Annotated in this window: 12 protein-coding genes; 5 read left to right on the top strand and 7 right to left on the bottom strand. The window is 60.4% G+C overall.

The annotated features are described in order from the left end of the window. Nucleotides 1-39: 39 nt before the first annotated feature. Nucleotides 40-1,941: a 3-dehydroshikimate dehydratase QuiC gene (gene quiC, locus SB725_RS20765; protein WP_410922548.1), complete on the bottom strand. Its 1,902-nt coding sequence runs from the start codon at nucleotides 1,939-1,941 to the stop codon at nucleotides 40-42. A 339-nt stretch (nucleotides 1,942-2,280) separates the two neighbouring features. On the opposite strand from quiC, the gene SB725_RS20760 reads away from it, so the two are divergent. Continuing rightward, nucleotides 2,281-3,597 carry an MFS transporter gene (locus SB725_RS20760; protein ID WP_228758936.1) on the top strand — a complete coding sequence of 439 codons (1,317 nt, stop codon included), beginning with the start codon at nucleotides 2,281-2,283 and terminating at the stop codon, nucleotides 3,595-3,597. A 49-nt stretch (nucleotides 3,598-3,646) separates the two neighbouring features. Here SB725_RS20760 and SB725_RS20755 read toward each other — a convergent pair whose 3' ends face one another. Together SB725_RS20755 and SB725_RS20750 are read right to left on the bottom strand one after the other, a co-directional pair. Next, complete coding sequence (locus SB725_RS20755; RefSeq protein WP_027924245.1) at nucleotides 3,647-4,525, bottom strand: DMT family transporter; 879 nt, start codon at nucleotides 4,523-4,525, stop codon at nucleotides 3,647-3,649. Between the two features lie 119 nt (nucleotides 4,526-4,644). Further along, the gene (locus tag SB725_RS20750) at nucleotides 4,645-5,421 is read right to left on the bottom strand and encodes an IclR family transcriptional regulator (protein ID WP_027924246.1); all 777 of its coding nucleotides are present in this window, start codon (nucleotides 5,419-5,421) and stop codon (nucleotides 4,645-4,647) included. Between the two features lie 251 nt (nucleotides 5,422-5,672). Here SB725_RS20750 and SB725_RS20745 point away from each other — a divergent pair, with 251 nt between their 5' ends. Together SB725_RS20745 and SB725_RS20740 are read left to right on the top strand one after the other, a co-directional pair. Continuing rightward, nucleotides 5,673-6,566 carry a neutral zinc metallopeptidase gene (locus tag SB725_RS20745; RefSeq protein WP_059182115.1) on the top strand — a complete coding sequence of 298 codons (894 nt, stop codon included), beginning with the start codon at nucleotides 5,673-5,675 and terminating at the stop codon, nucleotides 6,564-6,566. Beyond that, a complete protein-coding gene (locus tag SB725_RS20740) occupies nucleotides 6,567-7,526 on the top strand; it encodes an alpha/beta hydrolase (RefSeq protein WP_410922547.1) in 960 nt (319 codons plus the stop codon). A gap of 125 nt (nucleotides 7,527-7,651) precedes the next feature. Here SB725_RS20740 and SB725_RS20735 read toward each other — a convergent pair whose 3' ends face one another. The 3 genes from SB725_RS20735 to SB725_RS20725 form a co-directional block, all read right to left on the bottom strand. Next, a complete protein-coding gene (locus SB725_RS20735; RefSeq protein WP_027924249.1) occupies nucleotides 7,652-8,245 on the bottom strand; it encodes an HAD family hydrolase in 594 nt (197 codons plus the stop codon). Next, a complete protein-coding gene (gene tesB, locus SB725_RS20730) occupies nucleotides 8,242-9,111 on the bottom strand; it encodes an acyl-CoA thioesterase II (RefSeq protein WP_027924250.1) in 870 nt (289 codons plus the stop codon). Before tesB ends, SB725_RS20735 begins: the two co-directional genes overlap by 4 nt. Before the next feature lie 109 nt (nucleotides 9,112-9,220). Continuing rightward, nucleotides 9,221-9,790: a GNAT family N-acetyltransferase gene (locus tag SB725_RS20725; RefSeq protein WP_027924251.1), complete on the bottom strand. Its 570-nt coding sequence runs from the start codon at nucleotides 9,788-9,790 to the stop codon at nucleotides 9,221-9,223. A gap of 74 nt (nucleotides 9,791-9,864) precedes the next feature. Between SB725_RS20725 and SB725_RS20720 the strand changes: the two genes are divergently transcribed. Both SB725_RS20720 and SB725_RS20715 read left to right on the top strand, forming a co-directional pair. After that, nucleotides 9,865-10,785 (top strand): histone deacetylase, encoded by a 921-nt coding sequence (locus tag SB725_RS20720; RefSeq protein ID WP_194940762.1) that lies wholly within the window; start codon nucleotides 9,865-9,867, stop codon nucleotides 10,783-10,785. 280 nt (nucleotides 10,786-11,065) lie between these two features. Beyond that, nucleotides 11,066-12,313, top strand: a complete 1,248-nt coding sequence (locus SB725_RS20715; RefSeq protein ID WP_177339171.1) for a TIGR03862 family flavoprotein — start codon at nucleotides 11,066-11,068, stop codon at nucleotides 12,311-12,313. Between the two features lie 62 nt (nucleotides 12,314-12,375). Here SB725_RS20715 and SB725_RS20710 read toward each other — a convergent pair whose 3' ends face one another. Continuing rightward, nucleotides 12,376-13,710, bottom strand: a complete 1,335-nt coding sequence (locus SB725_RS20710) for a DEAD/DEAH box helicase (protein WP_027924254.1) — start codon at nucleotides 13,708-13,710, stop codon at nucleotides 12,376-12,378. Nucleotides 13,711-13,784 lie beyond the last annotated feature (74 nt).

Below are 13,784 nucleotides of genomic sequence, written 5' to 3'. Positions count from 1 at the left end.
GCCGCGCGGCAGCGGTTTGTCCCGGCGTTTACGATTTTGCTACAACTTGGCCTGACGAATGGCACCGCTGCGGGATTTGGCCATCGCTGCCAGTCGAACCGCGACGTTGGCCGCGCCATAACCGGCATAGCCGTTTTTGCGCTGAATGATTTCAAAGAAAAACCGCCCTTCGAACGGCTCGGTGTACACATGAAACAGTTCGCCACCCAGGGCATCGCGGTCGTACAGCACGTTGAAATACGCCAGCTCGCTGAGGAACTCGTCATCGAAGTCGAACCGCGCGGCGAGGTCATCGTAGTAATTGAGCGGGATGTCCAGCAACGGCACGCCCGCCTCTTTCGCACGGCTGACTTGCGCAAAGATGTCATCGCAATCAAACGCGATGTGATGCACACCGGAGCCGCGATAACTCGACAGCGCGTGTGAGATCGCGGTGTTGCGGTTCTCGGAAATGTTCAACGGCAAGCGAATAGAGCTGTCGCGGCTGCGCAGTGCGCGGCTTTTTACCAGGCCATACGGGTCGGGCAGAACCACTTCGTCATCGGCTTCGAAATCCAGCAGGCTCTTATAGAACAGCACCCAACTGTCGAGGCTGTCGGCCGGCAATGCCATGGCCATGTGGTCGATACGCTTGAGGCCACCGCTGGCCACCGCCGCTGGGTTCAGATTGAAGTCGGTGCCGTAGACGTCGGCCTGCTGATCCACCAAATAGATCAGGCTACCGTCCGGTGCGCGCACCGCCGCCAATTCCAGTTCATTGGGCCCGACCAGCCCACGATACGGCTGGCCTTTATAAGCCACAGCTCGGGCTAGCGCGCTGCTGCTGTCCTTGACCCGCACGGCGGTGGCGCACAGCGAGGGGCCATGCGCTTCGAAAAAACTGTGGGCAAACGAATACGGTTCGGAGTTGAGGATCAGGTTGATATCGCCCTGACGCAGCAGGCTTACGCTCTTGGAGCGATGCTGCCCGGCCTTGACGAAACCCAGCCGCTCAAGCCAATGGGAGAGCTTGGCGCCGAGGCTTTCATCCACGGCAAATTCGAGAAATTCGACGCCGTTGTATTCGCTGGCCGTGGGTGTCTCGAACAGGATGTCGAGGTTGGGTGCCGGTTGAGCTTCCTGCGCCAGGCGTTGGCGGGTTTTCTCTTCCAGGTACAGCAACGAACGCAAACCGTCGGCGGCGTTGGCCCGGGGTGGCGCGGCACGGAAACCGTCGTTGAAGATTTCCAGCGACAGCGGGCCGGTGTAGCCACTCTTTATAATCGGCGCGAGGAACCCCGGCAGATCAAATTCGCCCTGGCCCGGGAAGCAGCGGAAATGCCGGCTCCACTCCAGCACGTCCATGGCGAGGATCGGTGCGTCGGCCATTTGCACGAAGAAGATCTTGTCGCCCGGAATCTCGGCGATGGCGCTCGGATCGCCCTTGAGCGACAGGGTGTGAAAGCTATCGAGCAAGACACCGAGGCTCGGATGATCGGCTTGGCGGACGATGTTCCACACCTGTTGATAAGTGTTCACATGCCGGCCCCAGGCCAGCGCTTCATAACCGATTCGCAGACCGCGCGCACCGGCGTTTTCGGCCAGCAGGCGCAGGTCATCGACGAGGATTTGTTCATCACCGATGGAATCGGCAGATGCATTGCTGCAGACCAGCACCAGGTCAGTGCCCAGTTCCTGCATCAAGTCAAATTTGCGCTCGGCGCGTTCCAGATTGCGCGAAAGCCGATCACGGCGGCATCCCTCAAAATCCCGGAAGGGTTGGAACAGCGTGATCGCGATCCCGAGATCGGCGCACATCTGTTTGATTTCCCGTGGGCTACCGTCGTAGTAGAGAAGGTCGTTCTCGAAAATCTCCACCCCGTCAAAACCGGCGGCGGCAATGGCTTCGAGTTTTTCCGGCAGGGTACCGCTCAAGGACACGGTGGCAATGGAACGCTGCATGTTTCGACTCCCGGTGGTGGAGACAGTCTTGTTATCGAGATCGCACGCTTCGCTTTATGTCGCCGCAGGCTTCGCCAGCTGCTACAGGGTCTGCGTTTAGCTTGTGGGGAATTATTGGCTGGACGAACTCGCACAGCAATTTAAAGTGTACTACCCGGTTAGTTTTGTGTTCGATTATCGAACACAATGGCCATTGGTGAATTGACGATTTTTTGTCCACTGCGCAACATCGACTCCACATTGAGACCGGTCATGCATCGTCGGGCTCGGTTACCAAAGACACAGAACACCACATAAAAATAATCGGTGGACTACATGACTCCTTCTCAAAGTTCTCCCATGGAGCACGCCTCCATGACTCCTGCCAGCGGCGGCATCGGCGACAAGATCCGCGGCGCCATGGCGGTCGGCAAAACCCGTTGGGGCATGCTGGCGCTGGTGTTTTTCGCGACAACCCTGAACTACATCGATCGCGCCGCCCTCGGCGTCATGCAGCCCATCCTCGCCAAGGAAATGAGCTGGACGGCGATGGACTACGCCAACATCAACTTCTGGTTTCAGGTCGGCTACGCGATCGGTTTCGTGCTGCAAGGCCGGTTGATCGACCGGGTCGGCGTCAAGCGCGTGTTCTTCTGCGCCGTGCTGCTCTGGAGCATCGCTACCGGTGCCCACGGCCTCGCGACGTCGGCGGTAGGCTTCATGGTCTGCCGATTCATCCTTGGCTTGACCGAAGCCGCCAACTACCCGGCCTGCGTGAAGACCACGCGGCTGTGGTTCCCGGCCGGCGAACGCGCCGTGGCCACCGGCATCTTCAACGCCGGGACCAACGTCGGCGCGATGTTCACCCCGATGTTGCTGCCACTGATCCTGCACGTATGGGGCTGGCAGGCCGCGTTCCTGTGCATGTCGGCACTGGGCGGGATCTGGTTGCTGTTCTGGGGTTTGAAATACTTCAACCCGGAAGATCATCCGAGCGTCAAACAATCGGAACTGGACTACATCCAGAACGAAGTCGAACCGGAACAAGCCCGCGTGCCGTTCTCGAAAATCCTGCGCATGCGCGGCACCTGGGCCTTCGCCCTCGCCTACTCAATGACCGCGCCGGTGTTCTGGTTCTACTTGTACTGGTTGCCGCCATTCCTCAATCAGCAATACAACCTGGGGATCAACGTGACCCAGATGGGGATTCCGCTGATCATCATCTACCTGACCGCCGACTTCGGCAGCGTCGGTGGCGGGATCCTCTCCTCGTTCCTGATCGGTCGCGGGGTCAATCCGATCAAGGCGCGGCTGATGTCGATGTTCCTGTTTGCCTGCTGCATCGTCGGCGTGATCATGGCGGCGGGTTCGAGCAGTCTGTGGGTCGCGGTGTTCGCCATCTCCCTGGCCATCGGCGCGCACCAGGCCTGGACCGCGAACATCTGGAGCCTGGTCATGGACTACACGCCTAAACACATGATGAGCACAGTGTTCGGTTTTGGCGGCATGTGCGCAGCCATCGGCGGGATGTTCATGACGCAGTTGGTCGGCCACATCCTGACCGTCACCCACAACAACTACACCGTGCTGTTCACCCTGATTCCGGCGATGTACTTCATTGCCCTCACCTGGATGTACTTCATGGCACCGCGCAAGATTCCTGCCGTCACCGAGTAATTGCCCTTCCCCCGGCAGGCCTGATTCCAGGCCTGCCTTTTTGTTTGTCCTACCGACGACTCTGTTGCCACGCCGCCGCCAACCCGCTGCAGCAAATCACCGCGATCCCGACCACCGTGGTCAGGGTCGGCGTGTGGGCAAACAGCAGCCAGCCCAGCAGACCGGCAAACACAATCTGGCAATAACCGAACGGCGCCAGCAACGCCGGCGCGGCGTAGCGAAACGCCTGAGTCAGAAACAAGTGAGCCGTCATCCCGCACGCGCCCAGCGCCACCATCATCAGTCCATGCCCAAGGCTCGGCACTTGCCAGAAGAACGGCACCAGCGCGCTCATCACCAGGGTGTTGCACAGGCCGGCGAAAAAGTTGCTGGTGGTCGGGCTGTCGATGTTGCTGAGCTTGCGGGTGAGCAATTGATAGAAGCAGAAAAACAACGCTGAGCAGAGCGGCAGCAGCACCGCGGGTGTGAACAGATCACCGCCGGGGTGGACGATGATCAACACGCCGGCGAATCCGCAAATCACCGCGATCCATTGGCCACGGGTGACGTGTTCCTTCAGCAACGGCACCGACAGCGCCGTGACCAGCACCGGCGCAAGAAAGTTGACCGCCGTGGCTTCAGCCAAGGGGATGTATTGCAAACCGGTGGTGAAAAACAGACTGGTGCCCAACAGGCACAACGCCCGCATCACTTGCAGCCATGGCCGTTTGGTTCGCAGCACGCGCAATCCGGATTGCGGCAGGAAAATTCCCGCCATCAACAAGGTGTGAACCACATAGCGAGCCCAGACCACCATGACGATCGGATAGAAACCGGAGAGGTATTTGGACAGGGCATCGTGACTGGAGAAAAGAAAGGTGGCGACGACGATCAGCAAAATCCCTTTGAAGGGCTGGTTTACGCCGGAGAGCGGAGTGCTGACGGTCATGGGGTTCCCTTGTGCCTGGCGAATTCCAATAATTTAGAACCTGGTTCCAGATTCCTATACAAGCATAGGCCGAAAGTGTTCGAACATCGCACGGTTTCCGGACGAACAGACATCCCAAATCAGCTGAACAACTCTGAAGCAAGGCTCGCCGCCGACAACTCTTCGGCATACCTCAACAACAGCGGCGCCAATTCATGCAACCGGGCCCCCGGCATACGCGCACTGGGCCCGGCGATACTCAGCACCCCCATCACCCGCCCCTCGCTCGGGTGCCGCACCACGGCAGCGATCGCCGAGGTGCCCACCGCCGAACTCTCTTCAACCCAGGCATAACCCTGCTCGCGCGCCAGACGCAGACGCTCCAGCAGTTCAATGTTGGATCGCGGCGCATTCGGCCCCAGGTCTTTGGGCCGCTCACCGCCCTGGCGTTCGACCAGCGACAACGCCTCGGCATCGCTCATGCACGCCAGCCACGCGTGGCCCGACGCGGTGTAGAACAAGGGCGCATCGCGGCCCATGTCCGGGTCGTAACGCAGGCCGGACCGGGCACCTTGCGACTTGGCGATCCAGACCTGCCGCTCGCCTTCAATGACGCCAAGGCGCACCAGTTCGCCGGTCTCCTGCGCGAGGCGATCCAGCACTGGCTGCACGATATCGGCGCCGCTGCCCGAGAGATAACGAAACCCCATCGCCACCAGTTTGGTGGTCAGGTGATAGCGCAGGTTCTCTGGATTCTGTCGCACATAGCCCAGCCGTATCAGCTCGGCAAGCAAGCGGTGGGTCGCGCTTTTCGGGATGTCCAGTTGTTCCGCCAGCGCCTGCATCGGCACACCGCGAGGGTCACTGGTAAGGCTTTCCAGCACACTGAAAACACGTTCGATCTGACTGCCGGCCATGGGAGGTTCCACATACAATTTGCCTGATTCTAGAAGACGAACCCGGTAATGCGAAATCTGGAACTCGACGATCGACAGGTTGATTCGATAAAAACCCGGCGCCTGACGGAATTCGATAGGGAGTCCACGTTCATACAAGTCTGGAATACGGCTGGCGATTGCCGGCAATAGCCGAAACCCGGACGATCGGACTGGCGCCGCTCCGCCACACCAGCAACACTCATCCCCACGGACAATCAGAGGATTCCCACATGCTATGGAAAAAAGGCCGACGCAGCGACAACGTGGTGGACGCCCGTGGTGATGATGTCGGCGGCGGTGGCGGCGGGATGCGTTTTGGTGGCGGCAAGGGCCTGAGCCTGACCGCGATCATCCTGATTGTCGGGATTGGCTGGATCACCGGCCAGGATCCGTTGCAGATCCTCGGACAACTCACCGGCCAAATGAGCGAGCAGTCGGCGCCCGCCACTAATCAAACGCGCAAGGCGCCACCGGCCAATGATGAAGGTGCCGAATTCGTGCGCTCGATCCTCGGCGATACCGAAGACACCTGGGGCCAGATTTTCCAGCAGGCCGGTAAGCAATATAAGAACCCGACCCTGGTGCTGTTCAGCAATCGCGTCAATTCCGCCTGCGGTCTGGCAACGTCGGCGACCGGTCCGTTCTATTGCCCAGCCGACCAGAAAGTCTACCTGGACATGGCATTCTTCCAGGAAATGTCACAACGTTTCTCCGCCGCCGGTGACTTCGCCCAGGCCTACGTGATCGCTCACGAAGTCGGACACCACGTTCAGACTTTACTCGGCGTATCGGCGAAAATTCAGACCGCTCGCGCCCAAGGCCGCCAAATGGAAGGCGACGGGGGGTTACTCGTGCGTCAGGAACTTCAGGCCGATTGCCTGGCCGGAGTCTGGGCCAACAATGCACAAAAGCGTCTGAACTGGCTGGAACCAGGCGACATCGAAGAAGCCCTGAACGCCGCCAATGCCATCGGCGACGACCGCTTGCAACAGCAAGGTCAGGGGCGCGTGGTACCGGACTCGTTTACCCATGGAACGTCAGCGCAAAGGGTGCGCTGGTTTAAAACCGGATTTGCACAAGGCCAGGTGGGCCAGTGCGATACCTTTGCGGCGAAAAACCTGTAAATGAATAAGTGGCTGTTAGCTGTACTGTTTACCTGCGCAAGTACCCAAGCCGCCGAACATGCGGTCAAAGAACTCAGCCCCGGCCGGCTGTTGCTCAAAGAAGGCGAGATGGCGGTGAGCCTCGGCGCCGCGCCGGCCAAAATCGAACGCGTGCTGATCATCATCCACGGCCGTCTGCGCAACGCTGGAACCTACCGCCAGAGCGCCGAGCAGGCGGCTGAACTGGCAGGACAAAGCCAGACCACGCTGGTCATCGCCCCACAGTTTCTCAATGAAACCGATGTCGCCCTGCACCCCGTGGCGGACAGCGTCTTGCGCTGGCAGGGCGACGACTGGATGGCCGGCGGTTTATCCACAGCCCCGTTTGCACTGAGTTCCTTTGGGGCGCTGGATCAGATCATTGCGAGAGTCAGCGACCGCCAACAGTTTCCGGACGTGAAACAAATCGTCATCGCCGGTCACTCCGGGGGGGCCCAGGTGGTTCAACGCTATGCCTTGCTGGCTCACGATCAACCCGCGCTTAGCGCTGCCGGCGTGAAAGTCCTTTATGTGGTCGCCAACCCCTCCTCGTACGCGTATTTCGATGAGCGACGGCCCGTGGCGTTCGATCACGCGAAATGCTCTGGTTTCAACCGCTGGAAATATGGCCTGACGGATTTGCCCCTTTATGCCAGTGGGCAAACGGCACCACAGATTGAAGGCAACTACGTCAAACGTGACGTGACGTATCTGCTCGGGCAGCAAGACACCGACCCGCAGCAACCGGCGCTGGACAAGGGGTGCGAGGCTGAAGCCCAGGGCACTAACCGGCTGGCTCGCGGGCATTTTTACTTTGATTATTTGCTGCGTCGTAATCCGCGAGGGGTGAACCAGCGGCTGGTGGAAGTGCCGGGGGTTGGGCATAACGGGCAGGGGATGTTGACGTCGCCGGAGGGGCAGAAGGCTTTGTTTGGGCAGTGAGTTTTTTGATGCCTGAACGGACGCTTTCGCGAGCAGGCTAACTCCTACAGTAGATCTCTAGCGGACGCAGTTTTTGTATTCCATAGCGATCCCCTGTGGGAGTGAGCCTGCTCGCGAAGGGGCCCTCAAGCCAACAACATTTCCCGCAATGCCACACAGTCCGCCGCATGCCAATCCGTCAGTTCCGGCCACGGGTTATCCGGCAAATTCACCAACACCGTTCGCGCCCCCGCCGCGCGACCACAATCCAGATCAAAGCGGTAATCACCGACCATCACCATCTCGCTCGCCGGCACGTTCCAGGCCTCTGCCAATTTCAGCAAGCCACCGGGATGCGGCTTGGGCGGTGCTTCATCACGCCCCAGCACATCCTCCACGGCGAAACAGTCGGCCAGGCCGATGGCCTCCAGCGTCACATGCGCCAGCTCCCGGGCATTGCGCGTGAGAATGCCCAGGCGATAACCGCGCCCGGCCAACTCACGCACCAGCTCTACCGCACCGGGTGCCGGTTTCGACCCCAGTGCCAGATCACGTTCGTGCTCCAGCAGCCACGCATGTTTAGCCGCCGCTTCATCGGCCGGCAATGCGGCGAGGTGGGTCAGGATGTCGTCTTCGGCCGGGATCGCCAATGCCACGCGAATCGCCGCAAAGTCGTGCACAGCCACCGTCAGGGTGCCGTCCATGTCGAACACCCAATGACGCACCTCGGCCAGGCTCATGCCCAATCCTTGCGATGACGAATCAGGCCTTCCTGAGTGACCGAGGCCACCAGTTGTCCAGCACGGTTGAACACGCTGCCACGGTTAAAACCACGGGAATTACCGGCCCAAGGGCTGTCCATCGCATAGAGCAACCAGTCATCGGCGCGCAGATCCTGATGGAACCACAGCGCGTGATCGAGGCTGGCGACCTGCATGTCCTTGTTCCAGACCGTTTTGCCATGGGGCTGCATCGAAGTCACCAGCAGACCGAAGTCGGACGCATAGGCCAGCAAGTATTTGTGCAGCGCCGGCGAGTCGGCCAGGGCACCGTCGGCACGAAACCAGACGTACTTGACCGGGTCAGAGGGCAGCGGGTTGTAGGGATCTTTTTCGGTCACCGGGCGGAATTCGATCGGTTTCGGGCACAGCAGTTTTTCGCGCATGTGCTCAGGGATCAGGTGTGCATGCTGCTGGGTGAGTTCCAGTTCCGAAGGCAGGTTTTCCGGTCCGACCACAACCGGCATTTGGGCCTGGTGCTCAAAGCCTTTTTCGTCGTACTGGAACGAGGCGCTGCAGGTAAAAATCGGATTGCCCTTCTGGATCGCCGTCACCCGTCGCGTGCTGAAACTGCCGCCGTCGCGCACCCGATCCACCTGATAAACCACAGGCAATGCTGAATCGCCCGGACGCAGGAAATACCCGTGCATGGAATGCACATGCCGCGCTTCTTCTACCGTCTGACTGGCTGCCGACAGCGACTGACCGATCACCTGACCGCCGAACAACTGGCGAAAACCCAGGTCCTGGCTGCGGCCACGGAACAGGTTTTCTTCGATCGGTTCCAGGGTCAACAGGTCGACCAGATCATCCAACACTTGGCTCATTCAGGCTCTCCTCACGCAAAACATTGCCGCGCAGTCTTGGCTGCGACGGTCGATTCAGTTTCTGGCCAGGGCCAATAAGATGGGGGCCATTGTAAACGTCCGCGGCGGCTTATCCATGCAAGGTTTGCAGCCATTGTTCACGGGTGATGCGGTACAGCACATGGTGACGCAGGGGATGGCCGGCGGCGAGCTTCGGATGCTCGAAGTCATCGGCTGAATCATGGTGCATGCCGATCGCCTGCATGACTTTCTCGGAAGGCGTGTTGGATTGCGTGGTGAAGGACACGACTTCGGTCAGCCCCAACCGGTCAAACCCGCAACGCAGAGCGGTCCACGCGGCTTCACTGGCATACCCCAGGCCCCAATGCTCGCGGGCCAGGCGCCAGCCGATTTCGGTCGCCGGGGTGAATGGCGCATCGAAGCCCACCACACCCAGCCCGGTAAACCCGATGAACTGGCCGGTGTCCTTGCGTTGCAGCGCCCAGAGGCCGAAACCATGCTCGGCAAAATGCCCGCGAATGCGCCCGATCAGCGAGGCACTTTCCAGACGACTCAACGGCGCCGGAAAATAACGCATCACCTGTGGATCGGCACACATCGCCGCAAATTCCGGCAAATCCTCGTCGCGCCACTGCCGCAACAGCAGTCGCGCACTTTCGAGTTGCAGTATTGGCTCCATTGCGTTCCCCCGTTTCCATGCCGCAAGTCTACATCGCTGGTAGGATCCTTCTCTCATTCCTACATGAAATCATCATGCCGCTGCCGCTGATTTATCACGAAGACTACAGCCCCGAGTTTCCGGCGGACCACCGCTTCCCCATGGACAAGTTTCGCCTGTTGCGCGATCACCTGGTGGACAGCGGCCTGACCCGGGACGCCGATCTGCTGCGCCCGGAGCTCTGCCCCCCGGAGATTCTCGCCCTCGCCCATGACGCTGCCTATATCGAACGTTATATGAGTGGCGAGTTGTCCCGTGAAGACCAGCGGCGTCTCGGCCTGCCCTGGAGCGAAGCCCTGGCCCGGCGCACGGTGCGCGCGGTCGGCGGGTCGTTGCTGGCGGCGGAGCAGGCGCTGCAACACGGTTTGGCCTGTCACCTGGCCGGCGGCACCCATCACGCGCATTACGACTACCCGGCGGGCTTCTGCATCTTCAATGACCTGGCCGTGATCAGCCATTACCTGCTGGAAAGTGGCCGGGTGAATCGGGTGTTGATCTTCGATTGCGACGTGCATCAGGGCGACGGGACTGCGCGGATCCTGCACAACACCCCGGACGCGGTGACCGTTTCCCTGCACTGTGAAAAGAATTTTCCTGCACGCAAAGCCGAAAGTGACTGGGACATCCCGTTGCCCAAGGGCATGGGCGACACCGACTACCTGAAAGTGGTCGACGATGCGCTCAACTATTTGCTGCCGCTCTATCAACCGGACCTGGTGTTGTATGACGCCGGGGTCGATGTGCACAAGGACGACGCCCTGGGTTACTTGAAACTGACGGACGAAGGCGTGGCGGCGCGTGATGAAAGCGTGATGCGCCATTGCCTGGGCCGGGATATTCCAGTGGTCGGGGTGATTGGCGGCGGTTACAGCACGGACCGCAAGGCGTTGGCGCGGCGGCACGGGATTCTGCATCACAGCGCGCAACGGGTGTGGCAGTCATCAGGTTGTCATTGAACCGTGAGTGTTTACCCACAATGCCTGTGGAACTGCCTGTGGATAACCTGAGTGAAACGGCCTACAGCCCTTACGGCGCATAGCCTACACTGCGGTGGTTGTTTTTTAACCAGGTCCTGAACACATAACAAATCCCCTCTGGGAGCGAGCTTGCTCGCGATAGCGGATTATCAGTAAACACTACGCTGACTGACCCACCGCTATCGCGAGCAAGCTCGCTCCCACAGGGATCTGTGCTGGTAGAATGCGCCGCTTATCCCGCCAAACCGCAGCGCACTCCATGACCCGATCCTCCACCGCCCTCCCCCCTCACGTCGCCATCATCGGTGGTGGCCCCGCCGGCCTGATGGCGGCTGAAGTGTTGAGCCAGGCCGGGATCAAGGTCGACCTGTACGACGGCATGCCCTCGGTGGGCCGCAAATTCCTGCTGGCCGGGGTTGGCGGCATGAACATCACCCACTCCGAAGCCTACCCGGCGTTTCTCTCGCGTTACGCCGAGCGCGCGCCACAGATTGCACCGCTACTGCGCGCCTTTGGCGCCGACGCGCTGTGCCAGTGGATTCATGACCTGGGCGTCGAAACTTTTGTCGGCAGTTCCGGCCGGGTGTTCCCGACCGACATGAAAGCCGCGCCCTTGCTGCGTGCCTGGCTCAAACGCCTGCGCGACGCTGGCGTAGTTATCCACACCCGCCACCGCTGGCTCGGCTGGAATGCCGACGGCAGCCTGAAACTGTCGAGCCCCGACGGTGAAAAAAGCCTGACACCGGACGCCACCCTGCTGGCCCTCGGCGGCGGCAGTTGGTCGCGGCTCGGTTCGGATGGCGCGTGGAGGCTGCCGCTGGAACAACGCGGTGTAGGACTTGCGCCGTTGCAACCGAGTAATTGCGGCTTCGAGGTGCAGGCCTGGAGCGAATTGATGGTCAGTAAATTCGCCGGCGCGCCGCTGAAAAACATCGCTATCGGCCTCAATGACGACGTGCCGCGGCTCGGGGAATGCGTGATCACCGCGACCGGGATTGAAGGCAGTCTGATTTACGCCTTGTCGGCTCCGATCCGTGAGGCGATCAACCTCAACGGTTCCGCGACCATTCATCTGGACCTGCTGCCGGGCAAGCCTGTGGATAAAGTGCAGGCCGCGCTGAGCAAACCTCGCGGTTCACGCTCGATGTCCAAACACCTGCACAGTCAGCTGGGCATTGATGGCGTGAAAGCCGCGTTGCTGCGCGAGCTGACACCGGCCGATTGCTTCAGCGACCCGGCGTTGCTGGCCAAAGCGATCAAGGCACTGCCGCTGACGCTGGTGAAAACCCGCCCACTGGACGAAGCCATCAGCAGCGCCGGTGGTGTGACGTTCGAGTCGATGGATGAACGCTTGATGCTCAAGCAATTGCCTGGCGTGTTTTGCGCGGGGGAGATGCTGGATTGGGAAGCGCCGACGGGCGGCTATCTGCTGACCGCGTGTTTCGCCAGTGGGCGTGCGGCGGGGATGGGGATGGTGGAATGGCTCAGAAGCAGCGCCAAGTTTTAGCTACAAGCTGCAAGTTAATGGCTTTTAACTTGCAGCTTGTAGCTTGCAACTTATAGCTGCTGTTAAGGCTTACGCTTGCGCGGCCCAGTGTTGAACACCGGCACTTTACGCACAGGCTTGATCGAAGGCTCCGGCGCCGAAGCATCCCCGCTCTCGACCCACTTGCCCAAATTGCGTTTACCGCCACTGGAAGTCTTCGGTTTCTTCGGCTTTTTCGGTTTTTTCACCACCTGACCGCTGGCATCGGTGTCCGGCACGCGGTGCTCAGGTTCGAAGTCATGCTCCATCTGCCGAGGCAAAGTCTGACGGGTCAACGTCTCGATGGCCGACAGCAGATTCACTTCATCGGCGCACACCAGCGAAATCGCCTGCCCGGTGTTACCCGCACGGCCGGTACGCCCGATGCGGTGGATGTAATCCTCGGCCACGATCGGCAGGTCGAAGTTGACCACCAGCGGCAAATCTTCGATGTCCAGACCACGGGCCGCGACGTCAGTGGCGACCAGGATCTGCACTTCACTGGCCTTGAAACGGTCCAGTGCGCGCTGACGCGTCGCCTGCGGTTTGTCGCCGTGGATGCCGTCGGCATTGATGCCCAGGCCCTGGAGTTTTTCCACCAGCGCGTCGACACCGTTGCGGGTCTTGGCGAACACCAGCACCTGCTTCCATTTGCTTTTACGCAGCAAGTGAACGAACAGTTCCGGCTTGCGCTTCTTGTCGACCGTCACTACCCACTGCTTAACCGTGTTGGCCGCCACGTTACGCGGGCTGACTTCGATGCTCAGCGGATCGTTGAGCATCTGCCCGGCCAGGGTGCGGATCGCATCGGAGAACGTCGCCGAGAACAACAGCGTCTGGCGCTTCTTCGGCAGCGCCTTGTAAATGTTGCCCAGTTCCTCGGAAAAGCCCAGGTCGAGCATACGATCGGCTTCGTCGAGCACCAGGGTTTGCAGCTGATTGAACTTGAGCGCGTTCTGGCGAAACAGGTCGAGCAAACGGCCCGGCGTGGCCACCAGCAGGTCGACGCCTTTGCGCAGCTTCATCATTTGCGGGTTGATGCTGACGCCGCCGTACACCGCATAAGTGCTCAGTGGCAGGTTCTCGGCGTACTGACGCACGGCTTCGTGGACTTGCTCCGCCAGTTCGCGGGTCGGCACCAGAATCAGTGCGCGCACCGAGTTGGCGGTGACTTTCGGCCCTTCCATGGCCAGCAATTGCAGGAGCGGCAACGCGAAACCGGCGGTCTTGCCAGTGCCGGTCTGGGCCGCAGCCATCAGGTCGCGACCGGCCAGCACCGCCGGAATGGCTTGCGCCTGAACCGGCGTCGGGGTCTGGTAGCCGAGCGTCTCGAGAGAGCGCAGCAAGGGTTCGATCAGGCCAAGGGTGGCGAAAGTCATGGGATTACCGTAGGAAAATTCAGCGCGGGTTTTTCAAAACAAGTGTGCAAAACAAGATGCAATGGCGCGCAGTT

The organism is Pseudomonas sp. SIMBA_041, from assembly GCF_046535095.1.
Lineage (GTDB): Bacteria > Pseudomonadota > Gammaproteobacteria > Pseudomonadales > Pseudomonadaceae > Aquipseudomonas > Aquipseudomonas mucoides.
This window is presented reverse-complemented; position numbering and strand designations above follow the sequence as displayed.